The sequence below is a fragment of the Actinoplanes sandaracinus genome, assembly GCF_030009775.1.
Classification (GTDB): domain Bacteria; phylum Actinomycetota; class Actinomycetes; order Mycobacteriales; family Micromonosporaceae; genus Actinoplanes; species Actinoplanes sandaracinus.
This window is the reverse complement of sequence record NZ_JASCTH010000023.1, coordinates 124,337-143,467: the sequence shown is the minus strand read 5'-3', so window position 1 is coordinate 143,467 and position 19,131 is coordinate 124,337. Positions and strand designations below refer to the sequence as shown.

The 19,131-nt window shown below is 70.4% G+C and carries 18 protein-coding genes; 5 read left to right on the top strand and 13 right to left on the bottom strand.

Annotation, left to right across the window (positions count from 1 at the left end; translation table 11 throughout):
* Positions 1 to 53: 53 nt before the first annotated feature.
* Positions 54 to 665: a maleylpyruvate isomerase family mycothiol-dependent enzyme gene (locus QLQ12_RS31230; protein ID WP_282764103.1), complete on the top strand. Its 612-nt coding sequence runs from the start codon at positions 54 to 56 to the stop codon at positions 663 to 665.
* 54 nt (positions 666 to 719) lie between these two features.
* On the opposite strand, the gene QLQ12_RS31225 is transcribed toward QLQ12_RS31230, so the two are convergent.
* Positions 720 to 1,400, bottom strand: coding sequence for a YqjF family protein (locus QLQ12_RS31225; RefSeq protein ID WP_282764156.1), 681 nt, complete (start codon positions 1,398 to 1,400; stop codon positions 720 to 722).
* Between the two features lie 55 nt (positions 1,401 to 1,455).
* A complete protein-coding gene (locus QLQ12_RS31220) occupies positions 1,456 to 1,827 on the bottom strand; it encodes a hypothetical protein (RefSeq protein WP_282764101.1) in 372 nt (123 codons plus the stop codon).
* Between the two features lie 295 nt (positions 1,828 to 2,122).
* Here QLQ12_RS31220 and QLQ12_RS31215 point away from each other — a divergent pair, with 295 nt between their 5' ends.
* Positions 2,123 to 2,461 (top strand): ArsR/SmtB family transcription factor, encoded by a 339-nt coding sequence (locus QLQ12_RS31215; protein WP_282764100.1) that lies wholly within the window; start codon positions 2,123 to 2,125, stop codon positions 2,459 to 2,461.
* Positions 2,462 to 2,468: 7 nt separating this feature from the next.
* On the opposite strand, the gene QLQ12_RS31210 is transcribed toward QLQ12_RS31215, so the two are convergent.
* On the bottom strand, positions 2,469 to 3,827 hold the full coding sequence (locus QLQ12_RS31210; protein WP_282764099.1) for a calcium-binding protein: 1,359 nt from the start codon (positions 3,825 to 3,827) through the stop codon (positions 2,469 to 2,471).
* A gap of 311 nt (positions 3,828 to 4,138) precedes the next feature.
* On the opposite strand from QLQ12_RS31210, the gene QLQ12_RS31205 reads away from it, so the two are divergent.
* The 3 genes from QLQ12_RS31205 (at position 4,139) to QLQ12_RS31195 (ending at position 5,818) form a co-directional block, all read left to right on the top strand.
* On the top strand, positions 4,139 to 4,351 hold the full coding sequence (locus QLQ12_RS31205) for a hypothetical protein (RefSeq protein ID WP_282764098.1): 213 nt from the start codon (positions 4,139 to 4,141) through the stop codon (positions 4,349 to 4,351).
* Between the two features lie 474 nt (positions 4,352 to 4,825).
* Positions 4,826 to 5,437, top strand: coding sequence for a helix-turn-helix transcriptional regulator (locus QLQ12_RS31200; RefSeq protein WP_282764097.1), 612 nt, complete (start codon positions 4,826 to 4,828; stop codon positions 5,435 to 5,437).
* 15 nt (positions 5,438 to 5,452) lie between these two features.
* Positions 5,453 to 5,818, top strand: a complete 366-nt coding sequence (locus tag QLQ12_RS31195) for a hypothetical protein (protein ID WP_282764096.1) — start codon at positions 5,453 to 5,455, stop codon at positions 5,816 to 5,818.
* An 87-nt stretch (positions 5,819 to 5,905) separates the two neighbouring features.
* Here QLQ12_RS31195 and QLQ12_RS31190 read toward each other — a convergent pair whose 3' ends face one another.
* The 10 genes from QLQ12_RS31190 to QLQ12_RS31145 all read right to left on the bottom strand — a co-directional run bounded on the left by QLQ12_RS31190 (position 5,906) and on the right by QLQ12_RS31145 (position 19,022).
* Positions 5,906 to 6,697: a sugar phosphate isomerase/epimerase family protein gene (locus QLQ12_RS31190; RefSeq protein WP_282764095.1), complete on the bottom strand. Its 792-nt coding sequence runs from the start codon at positions 6,695 to 6,697 to the stop codon at positions 5,906 to 5,908.
* Entirely contained in the window at positions 6,694 to 7,824 is a 1,131-nt protein-coding gene (locus tag QLQ12_RS31185; RefSeq protein ID WP_282764094.1) for a dihydrodipicolinate synthase family protein, read from the bottom strand. The genes QLQ12_RS31190 and QLQ12_RS31185 overlap by 4 nt, the downstream gene beginning before the upstream one ends.
* A 1-nt stretch (position 7,825) precedes the next feature.
* Entirely contained in the window at positions 7,826 to 8,977 is a 1,152-nt protein-coding gene (locus QLQ12_RS31180) for a Gfo/Idh/MocA family protein (RefSeq protein ID WP_282764093.1), read from the bottom strand.
* Positions 8,978 to 9,083: 106 nt separating this feature from the next.
* On the bottom strand, positions 9,084 to 9,755 hold the full coding sequence (locus tag QLQ12_RS31175) for a hypothetical protein (protein WP_282764092.1): 672 nt from the start codon (positions 9,753 to 9,755) through the stop codon (positions 9,084 to 9,086).
* A 55-nt stretch (positions 9,756 to 9,810) separates the two neighbouring features.
* A complete protein-coding gene (locus QLQ12_RS31170; protein ID WP_282764091.1) occupies positions 9,811 to 10,905 on the bottom strand; it encodes a threonine aldolase family protein in 1,095 nt (364 codons plus the stop codon).
* A 53-nt stretch (positions 10,906 to 10,958) separates the two neighbouring features.
* The gene (locus QLQ12_RS31165; RefSeq protein WP_282764090.1) at positions 10,959 to 11,624 is read right to left on the bottom strand and encodes a biliverdin-producing heme oxygenase; all 666 of its coding nucleotides are present in this window, start codon (positions 11,622 to 11,624) and stop codon (positions 10,959 to 10,961) included.
* Positions 11,625 to 11,842: 218 nt separating this feature from the next.
* Positions 11,843 to 14,131 carry a DEAD/DEAH box helicase family protein gene (locus QLQ12_RS31160; RefSeq protein ID WP_282764089.1) on the bottom strand — a complete coding sequence of 763 codons (2,289 nt, stop codon included), beginning with the start codon at positions 14,129 to 14,131 and terminating at the stop codon, positions 11,843 to 11,845.
* A 3-nt stretch (positions 14,132 to 14,134) separates the two neighbouring features.
* A complete protein-coding gene (locus QLQ12_RS31155; protein WP_282764088.1) occupies positions 14,135 to 15,991 on the bottom strand; it encodes a site-specific DNA-methyltransferase in 1,857 nt (618 codons plus the stop codon).
* A 202-nt stretch (positions 15,992 to 16,193) separates the two neighbouring features.
* On the bottom strand, positions 16,194 to 16,748 hold the full coding sequence (locus QLQ12_RS31150; protein WP_282764087.1) for a hypothetical protein: 555 nt from the start codon (positions 16,746 to 16,748) through the stop codon (positions 16,194 to 16,196).
* 132 nt (positions 16,749 to 16,880) lie between these two features.
* Positions 16,881 to 19,022: an ATP-binding protein gene (locus tag QLQ12_RS31145; RefSeq protein WP_282764086.1), complete on the bottom strand. Its 2,142-nt coding sequence runs from the start codon at positions 19,020 to 19,022 to the stop codon at positions 16,881 to 16,883.
* Positions 19,023 to 19,131: the final 109 nt, after the last annotated feature.

Sequence of the window (19,131 nt, the reverse complement as noted above, 5' to 3'; positions counted from 1 at the left end):
CAACCTCGCAAACTAGTCCGATACTCTGACTATATTCGTCAGATAATCTGACTATGGAGGAGAACAGGTCCTGGGTCGTCATCGCGGAGCAGCGCCTGGCGGTGGCCGACTTGCTCGCCGGGCTGACCGAACCGCAATGGGAGTGCCCGTCGCTCTGCGCCGGCTGGCGGGTGCGCGAAGTCGCGGCCCACATCGCGCTGGCGCCGCAATCACCCGGGCCGGTCACCATGGCCGTCGAGGCGGTCCGCGCCGGCGGCCGGTTCCACCGGCTCAACCACGACCTCGCCGTCCGGCACGCGCGCCGGCCGTCCGCCGATCTCGTCGCCGAGCTGCGCCTGCACGCCGGTTCGCGGCGACTGCCGGCGGTGACGAACTATCGCAACATCCTCTTCGACATCCTGGTGCACGCACAGGACATCGCTGTGCCGCTCGGCCGGCGGCTGCCCATGCCGGTCGACGCGGCCTCCGCCGGAGCCACCCGGGTGTGGACGATGGGCTGGCCGTTCTGGGCGCGGCGCAGGTTCCGGGGCATCCGGCTCACCGCCACCGACACCGACTGGTCCGTGGGGGCCGGCGCCGAGTGGACCGGCCCGATCGAGGCCATCCTGCTGGCACTGACCGGCCGACCGGCGGGACTGGCCCGGCTGACCGGCCCCGACCGGTAACCCACAGGCTGTGCACACAGCCTGTGGATAACTCGAACAGATGTGCGAATCCGGTCAGCGGACCACTCGGGGCAGGCCGATCCGGGTGCGCACGCCGGGCGACGAGTGCACCAGCGGGCTACCGTGCGGAGCCGGCAGGCCGGCCGCCGCCGTCAGATCCTGGCGCAGGTCGAGCACCTCGGCGCGGTGCAGCACCCAGGGTGGATGCCACACGTCGACGGACACGAGACGGCCGCCGACGACCGTGTAGAGGCGGTACTGGGTGGTCAGGTAGTGATCGATCTGGCCGAGCTCGGCGATCGGGAACGCCTCCCCGGTGCGCACCCGCACCCGGTAACCGGCGCCACGCGGCTCGTAGAGGCGGTTCCCGCGGTACTCGGTGACATCACCGTCGGTGCGCAGCGACATCCGGGACCAGCGGTACGGCAGGTTGAGCCCCACCCGGGCGGCCACCACCGCGGGCAGCCGGGCCGCGTCGAGCGAGAAGAAGAAGATGCCGGCGCCGCCGTCGGGGCCACGGACGTACGTCCGCAGGTTGGTCTCCGGGAAGGTGGACAGCCATGGCAGACCGGGCACCCAGGGTGGGCGCACCTCGTCCATCAGGAACGGAAGCATGCCCACCCAGACCTGGCCGTCCTCGGCGTCGGGGGTGAGGCCGGCCGGAAGCAGCGGACCGACAGCCTCGACGGGATAACGCCAGTGCAGAAACGTCATCCGCCGCCACCGCTGAATCATCATCGCGGTGCGGACCTCTGTCATCGGGGGCGCGAACACACCCCAGTGTCTCGCACTAGATGTCGAGGGTGCCCTCGATCCGCTTGAGCTGGTGGCGGGCGAGGGCGAGATTGGCGCGGTCCTTGTGCAGTGCCAGGTAGAGGAAGAGACCCTGCCCGGAGCGCCCGGTCAGCGGGCGGATCAGGTGGTACTGGGTGTCCAGCGTGACCAGCATGTCCTCGATGTTCTCGTGCAGGCTGAGCATCTCCATCGTGCGCAGTTTCGCCCGGATCACCTCGGTGTTGGCGGCCGCCGCCACCTGGAGGTCGAAGTCCCGGCTTCCGCCGGCGACGCCCAGCGCCATACCGCTGGACCGATCGACGAGCGCGACACCGATGGCGCCGTCGATCTGCATCGCGTCCTTGAGGGCTACGTCCATGTCCGGCATCTCGGTCCTCCCGCGCTTGTCCGGATCAGCGATCCGGGTCTGCGACGAGCGTGTACGACACCGACCGGAACCGGTCGCACACGATGTCCGCCCCGTCGGGGCCGGGTCGTGGGTTCATAGAACGTGTAAGGGAACAGATGAAGATTTCTGCAAGTCCGAAACTGCTCAACGCTTCACGTCGCGGTGCGTCGTGGTCCCGCTTGCCGAGAGCAACGTCTGGAGTACGCCGTAACCATGCCCGTGTCTCCACGGTTGGATGCCGGTAGAGCTGGATTCTCGGCGGAGGGGACGCGACGTGTCAGTGCCGCTGTACCAGGCGAAGGCCGAGATGTTCCGGACCCTCGGTCATCCGGTCCGGATCCGGGTGCTGGAACTGCTTCAGGACGGCCCGCGACCGGTCCGCGACCTGCTCGCCGAGATCGACGTGGAGGCGTCGAACCTGTCCCAGCAGCTCGCGGTCCTGCGCCGGGCCGGCATCGTGACGTCGTTCCGGGACGGCGCCCTGGTGATGTACGCGCTCAGCACCCCGGATGTCGCCGACCTGCTCGCGGCAGGCCGGCGAATCCTCGGTGCGGTCCTCACCGACCGCGACGGACTCCTGGTGGAGCTCCGCTCCCAGAAATCCAGCGGCTAGCCGGTCGTCACGGGGTGATGATCAGCTCGCAGTCGTCGAGGTCGTCGAGCGCCCACTGGTAGCAGGTGTCACCGGGCGTCGAGGAGGTGTTGCCCTCGCCGTCGACCCAGTCGCGGGCGCCGTCGTCGCCACCGTCCACATTGTCGTCACCGTCATCACCGAACAGGTAGTCCTCGCCGCCGAGACCCCGCAGCGTGTCGTTGCCCTCCTGGCCGTGCAGGAAGTTCGTGCCGGGACCGCCGGTGAGCGTGTCGTCGCCGAAGCCGCCCCAGATGCCCTCGACGTCGGTGGCGATGGTGTCGCGCTCGCCGTCCGCGCCGTCGTCGCCGCTGACTCCGTCGGGGTCGGCGGTGACCGGAGACGCCCGGTAGTTGCGGTACACGACGGAGTCGTTGGCGGCGCCGCCGGAGTAGTAGTCCGTGCCCTGACCGTCCCGGTCGCCGTCGTTCTTGATCGCGTCGGCCCAGATCTCGTCGATGCCGGCTTCGCCGTAGACCCGGTCGTCGCCGTTCTCGCCGCGAAGCTCGTCGTCGCCGTCGCCACCGAAGAGGGTGTCGTTGCCGTAGTTCCCGAGCACCACGTCGTCATCGGCGCCGCCGTGAACGACGTCGTCACCGTCCTCGCCGGAGACGTGGTCCGGACCGGCGCCGCCGTCGATGGCGTCGTCGCCGCCCTGGCCGAACAGCTCGTCCCGGCCGTCGCCGCCCCAGAGGCGGTCGACACCATGGCTGCCGTAGACGGTGTCCTTGCCGGCGCCGCCCCAGACCTCGTTGGTGCCGGTCCAGACCTCGACGTGGTCGTCGCCGTTGCCAGCCCACACCCGGTTGTCGCCCGTCCAGCCGTAGAGCCGGTCGTTGCCGTCGCCGCCGGAGATCCGGTCGTTGCCGCCGTCGCCCCAGATGCCGTCGTCGCCGCCGTTGCCGTACAGCGTGTCGTTGCCGCTGTCACCGTGCAGCGCGTCGGCGCCAGGGCCACCGACGATGGTGTCCTTGCCGGTGCCGCCGCTGGCGGTGAGCGGCAGGTTCGTCTTGTTGGTGATCGAGTCGGCCGCGTCGTAGGTGTAGACCCGCAGCAGGGTCGGCGCCTTGGCGACCCGGCAGGTGACCTTGGTCTTGTCCTTCTTGACGGCCCGGCAACCGGGACCGGCCTTGATCTTGACCCGGTCGTCGATGGTGACGGTGTTGCCGGACCGGGTCACCACGACCCGGTTCTTTTGCTTGGCAGCCGCCTTGAACTGCACGATCGTCGTCTTGACGACCGAGGCCACACCGACACTGGCGGCTTGGGCGGGCACGGCCACCGCGGTGGCCGAGACGGTGGCGAGAAGTGGAAGAGTGATGCGGGGCAGCCATCTGGAACGGGCCACTGTCGACCTTTCCCCCATGAGACCGGCGGCCCAGATGCCGCACGGTGGCAAGATCGTAGAACGCTGCCGGTCCTGCCGCTGCCCCGTGACGTCAGGCGCCGAAACCGGCGAACCGGAGACGCCCCGCGGTCGCGCGACGCCGGTCAGCGCCCGTTCGGGCCAGGCCGGGCCGGGTGATCGAACGCGCCCGCCCCGCCGCAGATTCGCCGCCTGTCAGGCGCATCCCGGCCGCCGGCCTATATCCATGGTTGTAGACCGGAACCGGTCACGCGCCAGATGTGGCCGGCGCCCGCTTCGACAACGCTGAACCCATGCAGAAGGACAAGACCTCCGCACGCCCTTGGTGGATCGTCGCCGCGGTGACGGTGTTCGGATCGGCGCTGCTCTGCCGCGTACTGATCCGATCCGGCACCATCGCCGAAGGCCAGTGGGACAGCTGGTGGGGCAGGTTGTCGCAGATGGCCCTCACCGCCGCCGCGGCGGGCCTGGCGCTGTACTTCCTGCATCGCGCCTACCGCCGCTGACCCCGGCTGTTCGGCGTGGTCGCCGCGCTCATCCGGCCACCGCTCGCTGCCGCCCGGCCCGTCGCGGACCGGGATGCCCGCTGCCGCCAGAAACCTGCCCAGCGTCACGGCAAGGTCTTCGACCCGGTCGTCCTCGATGTGCGCGTACCCCTCGTAGGAGAGTTGATCCGCTACCCGCGCCGCGATGCCTCGCAGGTCATCGTCGACGCCGTTCGGCTCGGTCATCGGAGCCCGCCTGCCGGAACTCGAACCTCGACGTTGAACGGCTGCACCCGAAGCGCGGCCACCAACTCATCCCGAGTGATCACGGAATCTCCTCAACGAGAATTCTCGGAGGTTTCTCCATCACACCGGCAGGCGCCCTGACGTGACACGGCAGCGATGGCGCATCCGTGAGGCATCTGTACGGCATGCCGCAAGTAGGCCATGGTGTCCCTTAGCCTGGTCGAAGGACGGAATCCGGCGGAGGTGGTGATGGCGGCCAGACGCGATCGACTGATCAAGCGCCGCGCCGAACTCGGCTACAGCCAGGAAGCGCTTGCCGTCCGCATAGGTTCCGATCGCACCACCATCGGACGGCTGGAACGGGGGGAGACCGACCCGTATCCCCACACCAGGAGCAAGCTTTGCGCGGCTCTCCTTGTGACACCGGGGGAGCTGGATCGACTTCTGGTCACTGATCCAGAGAGTCCTCGCACTGCCGTTAAGGCCACGCACGCTATTTCCGGTGACGTCATGAGCGATCCACAGCCGACAGCTGCCCTGGATATGTACCGCCGCGAGCTCCTACGCCTCAGCCTCGCCGCATCGGCCGGCCGCGAGGCCGGCGCGCACGATCAATGGAGAGACAACCGGCTTCCCACCACGCACTGGGTCGCCGCAGTTCAGGCGACGACCTATGCCAGTCTCGGCGATCTGGATCGCTGCGAGAACGCCCTCGACACCGCCGGCGAGGTGGCCGGCATCTCCCGAGAATCCATTCCTGGCGGTTGGCTTCGATTCGATGACAGCAGGCTCACTGAGGAACGCGGTACCTGTGTCGCCGACCTCAACGACCGGGTCCTGCATGTGATCGCCGCCACCTGAGAGAACAGTGAGACGATGACGACCACCGAAGCCGGCCGGATCTTTCGTGAGGCGTGGATCTCGGGGGTGCGCAAGCACTTCCCCGGGGAGCCGAAACCCGGCTATGTCGCGCCGTGGGAGGAGACGCCGGAATGGGAGCGCCAGGCCGCGGCCAACGTCTACGGGCTGGTCCGGGCGCTCGTCGAGGCGGGCGACGGCGGCGCGTCGAAGTTGAACAGGGAACAGCGTGGCCGCTTCGTCGCGCTGTGCTGGATCACCCAGATCCACCGCTTCGTCCCTGACCCGAAACCGTCGTACGTCGCCGATTGGGACGACCTTCCGCCGTGGCAGCGTGAGGTCGACGCGGACATCTTCGACGCCGTGGAGCGGGAGCCGGCCTGACCCCGTAACCCCGTCTTGGAGGGCAGGGCCGGCCCGCGGGCTTCGTTGACCGCGGGCCGGAGTCTCCGCCGAAGACGCCGGACCCCGTCAGATGCTCTGGTAGCCGGCGATCGTGTCGGCCAGGATGTCGCGGCCGGGGCGCTGCCAGAGTTCGGAGTTCATCACTTCGACCTCGATCGGGCCGGTGTAGCCGGCCTTCTGCACCGCGGTGTGGAAGGCGCGCATGTCGACGCAGCCGTCGCCGGGCAGGCCGCGGCCGGTGAGGACGCCGGCCGGCAGCGGGGTGATCCAGTCGGCGAGCTGATAGATCGCGATCCGGTCGCCGGCTCGTTCGATCTTCTCCAGCACGGTGTCGTCCCACCACAGGTGGTAGGTGTCGACGGTGACGCCGACCTGGCCGGCGGGGTGCTGCCCGGCGATGGCGAGGGCCTGGTCCCAGGTGTTGATGACGCAGCGGTCGGCGGCGTACATCGGGTGCAGCGGCTCGATCGCCAGGGTGACCCCGGCGGCGGCCGCGTGCGGAACCAACTGGGCGATCGCGTCGGCGACGTGCTTGCGGGCCCCGGCGATGTCCTTCGAGCCGTCGGGCAGCCCGCCCGAGACCAGCACCAGCACGGGCGCGCCGAGTGCGGCGGTCTCGTCGATGGCGCGGCGGTTCTCGTCGAACCAGCCGTCGAGCTGGAAGAAGCCGCTGCGGCAGAGCGTGGTCACGGACAGGCCGGCGTCGCGGACCAGGGCGGCGGAGCGCTCCAGGCCGTACTCGGCGACCGGCTCACGCCACAGGGCGACCTTGTCCACGCCGGCCTCGACCAGGCCCTTGACCATGTCGGTCAGTTCCCAGTGCTTGGCGGTGATCTGGTTGAAGGAGAAGCGGCTCATCCGGCCATCACCTCGAAGAAGCGGTTCGCCCGGTGCGCGGACAGGTCCGGGTCGGGGAACAGACCGGCGGCGTCGGCCAACTCGATCAGGGTGGCGAAATGCGGCACCGATCGGCCCGACTGCAGGCCGCCGACCATGGTGAAGTGGTCCTGGTGGCCGGTGAGCCAGGCGAGGAAGACGATGCCGGTCTTGTACCAGAACGTCGGCTTCTTGAAGATGTGCCGGGACAGCGGCACGGTCGGCGCGAAGATCCCGTCGTACTCGTCGAGGTCACCACGGTCGAGCGCGGCGAACGCGGCACCGGCGGCCGGCGCGATGGCCGCGAAGATCCCCAGGAGCGCGTCCGAGTAGCCCTGCTCGTCACCGCGGATCAGCTGGGGGTAGTTGAAGTCGTCGCCGGTGTAGAGCCGCACTCCGGCGGGAAGGCGACGGCGCAGGCCGATCTCGTGGTCGGCGTCGAGCAGCGACACCTTGATGCCGTCGACCTTCGCCGGGTTGCTGTTGATCAGCTCCAGCACGGTCTCGGTGGCCTTGTCCACATCGGACGAACCCCAGTAGCCCTCCAGGGCCGGGTCGAACGCGGTACCCAGCCAGTGCAGCACGACCGGCTTGTCCGACTTCTCCAGCAGGTCACGATAAATGCCGAGGTAGTCGTCGGCATCCCGCGCCGCCGAGGCGAGATGCCGGCTGCACATCAGCACCGGCGCGGCTCCCGCGGTCAGGACGTCACCGAGTTGCTCGGTGTAGGCCGCACGAATCTGTTCGAGTGTCACCTGGCCGGGCGGCAGCTGGTCGGTGGCCACCCCGGCGACGATCGGGCCGCCCTTCTCTGCCGCGCTGCGCCTGATCAGCTCCCTGGTCGCGGCGTAGTCCAGGCCCATTCCGCGCTGCGCGGTGTCCATCGCCTCGGCGACACCGAGACCGTGCGACCACAGGTGACGCCGGAAGGCCAGCGTCCGCTCCCAGTCGAGGGCGGCCGGCTCACCGGGCGCGTTCTCCGCGCGCGGGTCGGCGACGACATGAGCGGCGGCGTACGCGATCCGGCTGCTCGGCGGCCCGGCCGGCTTCGCCCAGGTGGACGCGGACAGGGTCAGCCGCCGCCCGCCGGGCAGGTTCACGACGCTCATGTCAGGCTTCCCCGATCGTGATCCGGCGGCCCTCGCGAGCCGACTGCAGACCGGCCTCGGCCAGCCGGACACCGCGCGCGCCGGAGGAGAAGTCCCAGTGGAAGACCTCGCCCGCGACGACGTGCCGCAGGAACGCCTCCCACTGGACCTTGAAGCCGTTGTCGAACTCCTCGTTGTCCGGCACCTCGGCCCACTCGTCGCGGAACGACTTGCCGGTGAGCGGCAGGTCGGGGTTCCACACCGGCTTCGGCGTGGTCGCCCGGTGCTGGATCTTGCAGCCGCGCAGGCCGGCCACCGCGCTGCCGTGGGTGCCGTCGACCTGGAACTCGACCAGCTCGTCCCGGTTGACCCGGACCGTCCAGGAGGAGTTGAGCTGGGCGACGATGCCGCCCTCCAGTTCGAAGATCGCGTAGGCGGCGTCGTCGGCGTCGGCCGTGTACTCCTCGCCACGCTCGTCGACCCGCTTGGTGATGTGCGTGGCGGTGGTCGCCTGGACCGTGCGGACGTTGCCGAACAGCTCCTCGAGCACGTAGTTCCAATGCGGGAACATGTCCATCACGATGCCGCCGCCGTCAGCGAGGCGGTAGTTCCAGCTCGGGCGCTGAGCGACCTGCCAGTCGCCCTCGAAGACCCAGTAACCGAACTCGCCGCGTACCGAGAGGATCTGCCCGAAGAACCCGCCGTCGATGAGCCGCTTGAGTTTGCGCAGCCCCGGCAGGAACAGCTTGTCCTGGACGACGCCGTTGCGGACGCCCGCGGCGGTGGCCAGCTCGGCCAGCTCCAGCGACGCCGCCGAGCTCTCGGCCAGCGGCTTCTCGGTGTAGACGTGCTTGCCGGCGGTGATCGCCTGGCGGATCGCCTTCTCGCGCTGCGAGGTCACCTGGGCGTCGAAGTAGATCTCCGCGTCCGGGCGGGCCAGCGCCGCGTCCAGGTCGGTGGTCCACTCGGTGAGCCCGTGCTGGGCCGCGATGGCGGCCAGCTTGTCCGGGTCACGGCCGACCAGGATCGGCTCGGGCCAGATGTGCCCGCCCCCGGCCAGCGGCACGCCGCCCTGCTCACGGATGGCGAGTAGGGAACGAACCAGATGCTGCCGATAGCCCATCCGGCCGGTGACACCGTTGACGACGATGCCGATCGATCTGCGCGCTGCCATGTGGAACCCCTCCGGCGGTCATGAGGAAAGCGCTTTCCTGCTGCTGGCAGCGTAGGCGCACAAATCCCTTCCGACAAGTGCCAGATGATCTACCGACGCCTTCGGGTCAGCGCCGGCCCTGCCAGTCCCGTTTTCGGCGGGTCCACCAGCCGGGCACGGGCGCGGGCGGCCCCGGTTCCGGCTCCGCGAACGGCCGGTCCGTGCCCGGGTCGGTCAGCCAGCCGAAGAAGCAGGGCCGGCACAGGTCCGGCTCGTTCCACTCCGCGAACAGGTCGGGCGCCGGAGGAGGATCCGGAAGCAGCTCGCTGCCCGGGTAGCCCATGCCGGCAGACGGGTGATGAAGCCCGAGCGGCTCCCCCGCCGGCTCCGCGCCGCAGACCGCGGGAGGAGAACCGTAGCGGCAGAGATGACGAACGCCCTCGTCGTCACGGACCAGGTCGTACTCCTCCTGGAGGACCGGCTGGTAGTGGTCCGAGAGCGGCCCGACCAGGCCACCACGGCTCGGGCAGTACAGGGCGTGCCAGCTGGAGCCGTCCGGCTGCCGCTCCACCGTCACCAGCACCAACTCGCTGAGCGGGGCGATCGGCGCCCTGCGGTCGAACGGAAGCGGCTCACCGACCGCCTCGTCGCGATAGCAGGTGTCGCCGCTCGGCAGGACGTCGCCGACCCGGCACACCCTGGGGCGCAGCGGGCCGCAGAAGGCCTCCACCACCGTGCTGTAGCCGGCGTACCGTTCGGCGCCGTCGGGGAATCGAACGGTGGCGAGCCACGTGCCCATGCGGCGCCTTTCGGAAAAGGTGGGCGAACGGTCGCTGTGGCGACCCTGGCCGGATCTAACCGATCTCCTTCAGCAAAAGCGCACCGGCCGCGATGACGTCTTCGGCCGTCCACTCCAGAGCCGGTTCGGCCACCGTGATCTCGGTCCTGGCATAGCCGGGCACGTCCGCGTCCAGCCACCCACCGGCGAACCAGATCCGCTCCCGGTCGGCCAGCGCCAGCACCGCCTCGCCGAGGACCGCCGCCGGGTACGGCAGCCACAGACGAAACTGGTGGGTGTGCGGCGGCCGAGGGAAGACCCGCGCGCCCGGAAGCACGGCCAGAGCATCGGCGACGGTACGGGCATGCGCGACGTACTCCGGCAGTCGCGGCAGCTCACGGTCGAGCCCGGCCATCGCGGCGAGCGCGGCCGGCCACTGCTGGAACAGCGTTCCGCCGTACCGGTGCCGCCACGCCCGGGCATAGTCGCCGAGGTCGGCGGTGCCCGCGAGCACGGCCCCGCTGATGCCCTCCAGCGACTTGTAGAACGAGACGTAGACGCTGTCCGCGAGCGCGGCGACCTCCTGCAGCGAGCGGCCCAGATGAGGCGTCGACTCCCAGATCCGGGCACCGTCGAAATGCACCCGGGCGCCGATCGCGCGGGCCGCCTTGGTGATCTCGACCAGTTCGGTCCAGGCCGGCAGGACGAAACCCGCGTCACGCAGCGGAAGCTCGATGACGACCGTGCTCACCGGCTCACCCAGGGCGGCCAGTTCGGCGGCGGTGGGATTACGCGGCTCGTCCGTGGAACGGACCCCGCGCAGGCCGGTGAGCTCGGCGTACGCGTGCCTCTCGTGCACTTCCTGATGGCCGAGCGGGTGCAGGGCGGCGGCCGGGATCCCGGACCGGTCGGCGCCGTAGCGCAACGCCACCTGCTGAGCCATCGTCCCGGTCGGGAAGAACACCGCGGACTGTGTGCCGAGCAGCCCGGCGATCCGCTCCTCCAGCGCCGCGACCGGACCGCCGCCGTAGAAGTCGGGCCACTCGTCCAGGTCGCCGCCGGCTTCGACGTCGGCGAGCCGCTCGCGCATCGTCTTCGGGCGGGAGCCGGAGAGGATCCGGTCGCAGGATCTCATCGCGGTCAGCCGGCGCTGGCGGTGGTCGTCGGGCATCTGGGGATGATCGCACGATCTCCGGTCCGCCACAGACCGCCCGCCACGCGGTGTCAGGCGGCGGGAGCCAGTCCTTCCGGGTCCTCGGGATAGCGGGCGCCGAGCTCGACGAAGACCTCGGCGTTGTAGTGGAAGGCGAGCTGGGCTTCGGCCACCAGGGCGGCCGCCTGCTCCTCGGGCAGGCCGAGGGCGTCGAGCCTCGCGCGATAGGCGACCTTGTAGGCGCGCGGGTCGGGAATCTGCTCGAAACGGTAGAACGACGTGCCGGCCTCGCCCAGGCCGTACACGTCGGCGAGGGTGCGGCCGATCATCTGTCCGCCGCTGAGATCGCCGAGGTAGCGGACGTAGTGGTGGGCGATGAAGTGGGTGGGCGACGTCGCCGCCAGGTCGCGCAGACGGTCCGCGTAGGCGCGCGTCGAGTCCAGGACGGTGAGGGTCGACTCCCAGTCCGGGCCGTAGAGGTGGGCCAGGTCCGCTTCCAGCGACGGCACCCGGGTGAGGGCCGGGTCGGCGAACCCGGCGGCGAGACCGGCTTCGGCGCTCACCCGCTCGGCGGCGGCTTCGAGTTCCCGGTAGACCGTCAGGTATTGCGCGGTGAGCGCGGCGAACCCGGCGAGCGGCACGGAGCCGGACAGCAGGCGGGAGATGAAGCCGCGGGTCTCGGCCTCACGGTGCTGGACCATGGTGGCCCGGCGGACGCGGGTGGAGAAGTCGATCATGTCGGCTCGCCCTTCCTGATCATCGAGATGGTGGCGCGGCCGGCGGAGTCCGCCGATGCGGTCCGCTCCGGGTTCGCGGGGTGGCGACACGACGTCGATGTCTTACTGATCATCCGCGTTCGGCGGGGGCCGGGTCCAGAGGTGATGGCTGATTCTGCTGCCGCCTGCGGGACACGCCGCTACCGACAAGTCGGAAGGCCAGGTACAAATCTACGGCGTCAGGCGATGGCGCTGCGGGCCGCCGGCCGGAACGCCGCTGGTGGCGCCGCGACGCTGAACGTCACGCCGGGATCGTTCAGCGCCTCGAACCAGCGCCGGGCGCAGGCGATCCGTGCCGGGTCGTCGTCGCCGCCGTGCGCGGTCACGACGCAGCGGCCGTCGAGGACGACGAGCCAGCCGGGATGGTAGTCGCCGAGCGGCGTCGGGATGACGAACTCGCTCGGCAGCTTCGCGTGGATCAGGACGTCGTGGCGGGCCTCGAGTGCCTGCGCGAACGCCGGGTCGGTGGCCGCGTGGTCGTAGATGTGCTTGGCCAGCCGTGGACCGGCCCGGTCGAGGTCGATTCTCGGGCCGGGACCGGTGAAGATCCTGTTCCGCGACGGGAGCGTCTCGTAGCGGACGTGCTCGACCAGCAACTCCGCCTTCACGCGGCAGATGATCTCGGCGGATCGCCGCACGAAGCGCGAGGGATCGTTGCGGTAGAGGGCGAAGGTTCGCGGGCGTACCCCGGTCAGGATCGCGCCGATCGTCCGGCGGGTGAGCCGGGTCTGCTCCGCGACCTCGCCCAGCAGGTCGAGCGCCACGTCCGAGTCAAGGGTGTGACGACTCGTCTCCGAGACGGACCGCACCGTGTACCGCAGCGGCGCGACGACGAGGCCCTCGTCGAGAGCGACGACGCACCGTTCGATCAACTCGCCGGAGGCGAACGCCACCCGGTAGACGGCCCGGCGCGTGATCCGGTCCAGCGCCTCCTGGAACTCCGGGCGGCGGAAGTTGTCGTTGCGCGGCAGCCGACGGGTCCGGCGCCCGTCGACGACCACGTCCGCGCCGCGTTCCCTCTGCAGGCCGGCGACGAAGGCGGCATACGACTCGTCGGTCACCACGGTCAACTCGTTGATCTCATGCACCACGGCCGGGTCGTCCACCCGCTCGCCGTGCTGGTCGACGGCGAGCCGCAGGCCGCGGCCGATCTCCTGGCGGCGCGAGACGGTGCCGTCGCCCCGCTTGAGCATGCCGATGACGAAGACGTTCGGATTGTCCCAGCCCTCACGCAGCGCCGAGTGGGAGAAGACGAAACGGACCGGCTCGTCCAGGGAGAGCAGGCGCTCCCGGTCGCGCAGGATCAGGTCGTAGGCGTCCACATCGGAGGCGCTGCCGTCGATCAACCGGCCACTCCTCCGGTCGACGGCGAAATAGCCCTGGTGGGTGCGCTCGGCCGGGATCGCGGCAAGGTAGCGCCGGTAGGACTCGTCGGGTTCGGCCACGGCGGTCATGGCCCGGTACTCCTCGACGAACATCCGGGCGTACTCACCGAGCTGATCGGGCCTCGAGTAGTCCCGGTATCTCGCCACCTGGTCGATGAAGAGCAGCGAGAGCACCTTCACCCCACGGGCGAAGAGTTCCCGTTCCCGGTCCAGGTGGGCGCGGATCACCTCACGGATCTGGAGGCGGCGCTTCGCCGGCCCGGCGTCACCCTCGACCCCCACGACGGCGATCCTTTTGACCAATTTCTTCCGGTACGCGTCCAGCGCGTCCAACCGGTGCACCAGATCGTGGCGCACCCGATGGGTAGCCGAGTAGCGCAGCACCATCAGCGGATCGAACCGGCTGAGCGACTCCAGCGACCGGGCCGAGCCGATCCGCTGCGGCTCGTCGATCACGACGATCGGCCGGGACGCGCTGATCACGTCGATCGGCCGCTGGGAGGAGAAGCCGTCCAGTTCCTCGTAGATGCGCCGGTTGTCCCGTCCCGCGGTGTTGAAGGCCTGCAAGTTGATGATCATGACCTGGACGCCCGCGCCGGAGCGGAACCGTTCCAGCTCGTGCAGGGCGGACGAGTCGTAGGTGAAGTGGCGCGGGCGGGTCCCGTACGCCTGCTGGAAATGCTCGGCGGTTATCTCGAAGGTCTTGCGCACCCCTTCCCGGATCGCCACTCCCGGCACCACCACGATGAACCGTGACCAGCCGTAACGCCGGTTCAACTCCATGATCGTCTTGATGTAGACGTAGGTCTTGCCGGTGCCCGTCTCCATCTCGACGTCGAGATTCGGGACGACGCCGGGACTCGGGACGGCGTCGGGCCTCGGGATGCCGGCGGCGAGACAAGTGGAGAGCGGCAGACCGGCCCGGCGCTGCACGGCACGGATGTTCTCCAGCAACCGCCCCGCATCCAACCCGATCGCGGCGTTGCCGGCTCTCGAGTGTGAAGAGGACCGGCCGGCGAAGCAGTCCACCACGGCGGCCACCGCCTCGGTCTGGAATTCCTGGACCTTGAACTGGAGGCGCACCGGTCAGAGGACCCGGAGGTCGGTCGCCGGCGACAACTCGGCGAACACCTGGTCGGCGTTGATCCGGTCGGCGTCGGCGGCGAAGGCGGAGTCCCGCAGGACCGCGCGCGGCGGCCGCCGGGCGGCGATCGCGCGGACCACCGCCGGGCTGACCGTCTCGGCGAGGCAGGCGACGAGTTCGCCGGTCACGAACACCTCATGGCCGTCGACGTGCTCGCGCAGGATGGGCGTCCCGGGGTCCAGCCCCGAGTCCAGCAGCACCTGGAACAGCAGATCCTCGGCGGTCCGGCCGGGTCTCACCCGGTCCGCGTGCCCGATGAGGGAAGCCTGGTCGAGATCGCCCGGCGCCACCCGCACGTCGGCGAGGTTGGCCGAGTCCAGCCGCAGCACCCGGAAACCCACGTCGAGAGACGGATCTGCCGCGCTGATCTCGGCCGCCACGTTCCGGACCCGGGTCAGTCCGATCTCGAAGATCGATTCCAGGCCGGCCTCGGCGACCGGCAGCGGCTCCGGGATCTGGACGCTGATGAACCGCCGGTTGCCGCCGTCCGCGAGGTTCTGCGCCAGGACCGCGTGCGCGGTGGTGGCGCTGCCGCCGAAGAAGTCGAGCACGATGTCGCCGTCACCGGGACGGCCGGCCAGCTGGAGGATGCGCTGGAGCAGCTCGACCGGCTTGACCGAGTTGAGGACGTTCACGGTGTGCTCGAACGGGACGTAGCGCAGCAGGGTCTTCTTGGCGTCCTGCGTGTGCCCGACCTCGCCGTAGAACCAGAGCGTCTGCGGGGTCCGCCCGGCCGCCACCTCGGAGAGGAACCGTTTGACCGCGGGTGCGTTGTCGCCGCCGGAACCCCACCAGATCCGGCCGTCCGCGTCCAGCTCGTCGAACCGCTGCCGGGAGATCCGCCAGTAGGAGCCGCGCGGCGGGCCCTCGATGAGCCGGCCGGACGGTGTGGTGATCGGGTAGACGCCGGCGTCGTACCGGTTGCGCGCCGACATGTTCTCCGGCTTCCACGGCCCGCGCGGGTCGTTGTCCGGGTTCCGGTACCGCGCCTCCATCCGCTCGGTCCGGGCCAGCGGGAGCGGCTGCCAGCGGTCCCGGTTGCGGGCGAACACGACGATGTAGTCGTGGTCCTCGGAGAACCAGCGGGCGGTGTTCTTCGGCGCGTACACCTTCTGCCAGACGATCTGGGCGACGAAGTTCTGCTCGCCGAAGATCTCCGCGCAGATCTTTCGCAGGTTGTCGATCTCGTGATCGTCGATCGAGATGAAGATGACCCCGTCGTCGGTCAGGAGGTTCCGGGCCAGCGCGAGACGCGGGTACATCATGCTGAGCCAGTCGGAGTGGAACCGCCCGCCCGACTCCGGGTTCGCGACCAGAGGCACCCCGCCCGCGCCGACCTGCCCGGATCCGGCCAGATAGCCGGCCCGGGTCTGCGAGAAATCGTCGTCGTAGAGGAAGTCGTTGCCCGTGTTGTAGGGCGGATCGATGTAGATGATCTTTATCCGTCCCAGGAACGACTCCTGCAACAGCTTCAGCACGTCGAGGTTGTCGCCCTCGATGAAGAGGTTGCGCGTGGCGTCGAACCGGGACGACTCCGCCCGTCGCGGCCGCAGGGAACCGGACGCCGGCTCCCGCGCCGCACGCCGCGCCCGGCCCTTGCCCGGCCAGTCCAGCTGGTACCGCTCCGGCGCGCCCTCCACGACGTGCCCGCCGAGACGCCGCCGCAGCAGATCGAAGTCGATCGCCCTGGTCAGGTTGCCGGCCGGGTCGGTCACCTCGGTGACGGCCATGGGGAACAGGTCGGCGAGCCGGTCGATGTCACGCATCGCCGGGTCGGGGGAGCTCGGCAGCTTCTCCACGGACCGTCCTAGGGGTCGGCGCTGGCGTCCTAGGTGCTGGAAACCCGTACTCTAGCGGCACCCGGCGACAAAAGCCCTTTTCAACCCCTTTTGCGGGTACGGCGCGCCATTCCTCGGACCGGCCCTGCGGTCGCCGCCACGAACACGAACGGCCCGGGACCGCCGGGCCGTTCGTGTTCGCGAGCTCAGCCGATCTCCGCTGTCAGGCGGGTGAGTGGCGACCCATCAGGCCGCCGCGGATCAGCGCGCCGAGGGCGTAGCCGAGCAGCAGCACCGCGATCCCGGCGCCGGCCACCGTGCCCGCCGGCACCGAGGAGACCAGCCCGGCGATCAGACCTATCAGGGCCGCCACACACACCGCCACAGCGAGCACGCGCAGCGCGGGATCTTTCAGCACCGGCGCGAGCGGCCAGAAGTGCACGCCGACGACCGTGCCGACGAACACCGGGATGTATTCGGAGCGGCCGGTCTCCGCCAGCAGCACCGCACCGAACCCGGCAGCGGCGAGTTCGGCCGCGAAGATCACCAGATACTTCCGGTCGGCGGCGGCGTCCCGGGGCATCGGCCCGTCCCCCCGGGACGACACCAGCAGAGCGATCCCAGCACCCACCGTCGCCAGGGCCATGATGCTGCCCACCAGGAGGAACGTCCCCAGTGGTGGCTTGTTCTCGGGCACGCTGAACCAGAGCGTCGCGAAAATGCCCAGATAGAGCGCTGTCAGTCCAGCTTGCCGCCGAACACTCGCGATCGCCGCCACCGGAGGTATCCCTTCCACAGCCCTGTCGTGATCAATCCAGCGAATACTACGAATAGTCACGGCCCTCTGTGTGCCCGCACTCCCTCGCCGTCCCGGTCGGCGACAGTCGCCATGCTCCGCCGCCGCGGCCGGCTACTCGCGGTTCTGGGGTGTCAGCCGCCGCCACAGCCAGGACGGGAACACGCTCAACCCGGATCCGAAGGCGCTCTGCACGAACAACTCGGTGCCGATTCCCGCGCTGGCGGGGGCGTGCCGCAACACGTGCAGCATGTGCCGTGCGGCGCCCCGCCGGCCGGTCAGTTTGAGAGCGACACCGAGGGCCAGTTCGGCGCGGAGCGTGTTGGCGTGCGTGGCGCCGAGGGCCACGCCGAACCCGTGGAAGGCGCCGGCGAAGTGTTCCGCGGCGTCGGAGTTCCGGCCGCTGCGGGCGGCGGCGACGCCCAGCACCAGTTCGGCCCGGAACCGTGCCGGGTGTTCCCGGGCGAACCGGTCGAAGAGGTCGTCGTGGACCGCCTCCAGCTCCTGCCGGGCGTCACCCGGCCGGCCCAGGGCGGTCAGCGCCTCCGCGCGCGCGACCGCGAGCGCCAGGGCCAGGCTGTGCCGGGGGCCGTGACTCGCGGCGTACCGATCGCGGAGACGCCGTAACTCCCCGGCCGACTCCTCCCAGGCCGGGCGGTCCTCCTTCGGGTCGGTCAGGGCCGGGGTGAGCCGAGGGTCAAGCAGCACCCGGACCGCCTCGGCCACGTCGGCGTGACCGCTCAGGCCGGGGTGGGCGTGGGCGGCGATCACCCGTACCGCGCGTCGCCGGGCCTCCGCCTGTGCGCCGTCCTCGATCTCGGTCCGGGCCAGCTCCAACTGGGCGGCCCGCACCTGGTGGAACGCGGCCGAACCGATCCCGAGCCGGTCGATCAGCTCGGCCAGGCCCCGCCGGGCCTCCTGATGGTCACCGCGCAACCGGCGTGACCGCAGGAAGGGCAGATCCGTCCCGTCCTCCGAGGCCAGCAGGGTCCACAAGTGGTCGGCCCGGCCGGCCTCGCCGAGATCGTCCAGGCTCTCGGCGAGCAGGAGCCGGGCCCGGCTCCGCAACGCCGGGTCGGTGGCGAGCGGCACCGCCTGTTCCGCGCACTCGCTTGCCTCGGCCGGCTCTCCGCCGGCACGCAAGCACTCGGCGGCCGCGACCAGGACGGCCGGATCGTCGAAGTTCCGTCGCGCCAGTTCGCGGTGGTGCGGCAGGGCCAGCGCCGGTTCGTGCAGCGCGACCACCCGGCGGTGCAGGCGGTCCACCATGGCCCCGGGCAGGTCGGGACGCCCGGCGAGCCGGGCGGCATGCCGGGTGACCAGCGACGACTCGACCGGCTCGGACCAGGGATGGTCGATCACCGCGTCGGCCATCCGCCGGGCGAGCCCGGTCCAGTCGACCGGTGGCAGATGCCGGCGGGCGGCGTCGCGGACCAGCGCGTGCACCTGCCAGGCGCCGTCAGCGGGCACGGCGAGCAGCTCCCGGTGCAGTTCGTCGACCGCCTCCTCCGCCGCGGGCCGGCCGAGGAGCAGCCGCAGCAGCCCGGGCGGCAGAGCCGCGGGCGAACTGAGCGCCGAGAACCGCAGCACCCGGCAGGCCGCCTCACCGAGTCCGTCGAAACGGTCCTTCAGCAGTTCGGCGACCGGGGCCGGTGCGGCCGCGAGCCGGTCGGCCAGTTCGGCGGGGCTCTGCTTGCGCAGGCTCAGCGCGGCCAGTCGCAGGGCCAGCGGGCGCCTGCCGAGCAACTCGGCGAGTTCCTCGCCATCCTCGCCGAGCAGTCCGGCCGCCTCGTCCGTGGTCATCGGGCCGAGTGGGAGCGTGGTCACGGAAGCGTCCGGAACGGGCCAGTTCGTGATCAGGACGGTCCGCAGACGCCGGCCCGCAGGGGGCACCGACAGCCGGTCGACCAGGGCTGCGGTGAGTTCTCCCGGGATGTCGTCGACGACCAGCAGGCTCGGCTCCGGCTCACCCGCGACCCGTTCGGCGAAGGCATCGACGATGTCGTCGACTCGCGGATTCCCCATCTGGGCGCGCAGTCCGGCGGCGAGGGTGGCGGCCATCTCCCCCGCGTCGGCGCTGCTGCCGGCGAGGCTCACCCGCCAGACTCCGGCCGGATGGGCCGACTCGTTGCGCTCGGCGTACTCCGCCGCGAGCGACGTCTTGCCGATGCCCGGCGGACCGGCCAGCACGCACGCCCCGCCCTCCAGGAGCGCGGTGTGCAGGGTCCGCAACTCAGCCTGGCGTCCGATGAACACGCGCAGGAAGATACCCAGTACCCCCGCCGAACGCCCCACTGCCGCACCGGCACGGTGGGCTGATCTGCGCCACTCGGCCCATCGGAGCGGTAGCCCGGCTGCCCTAACC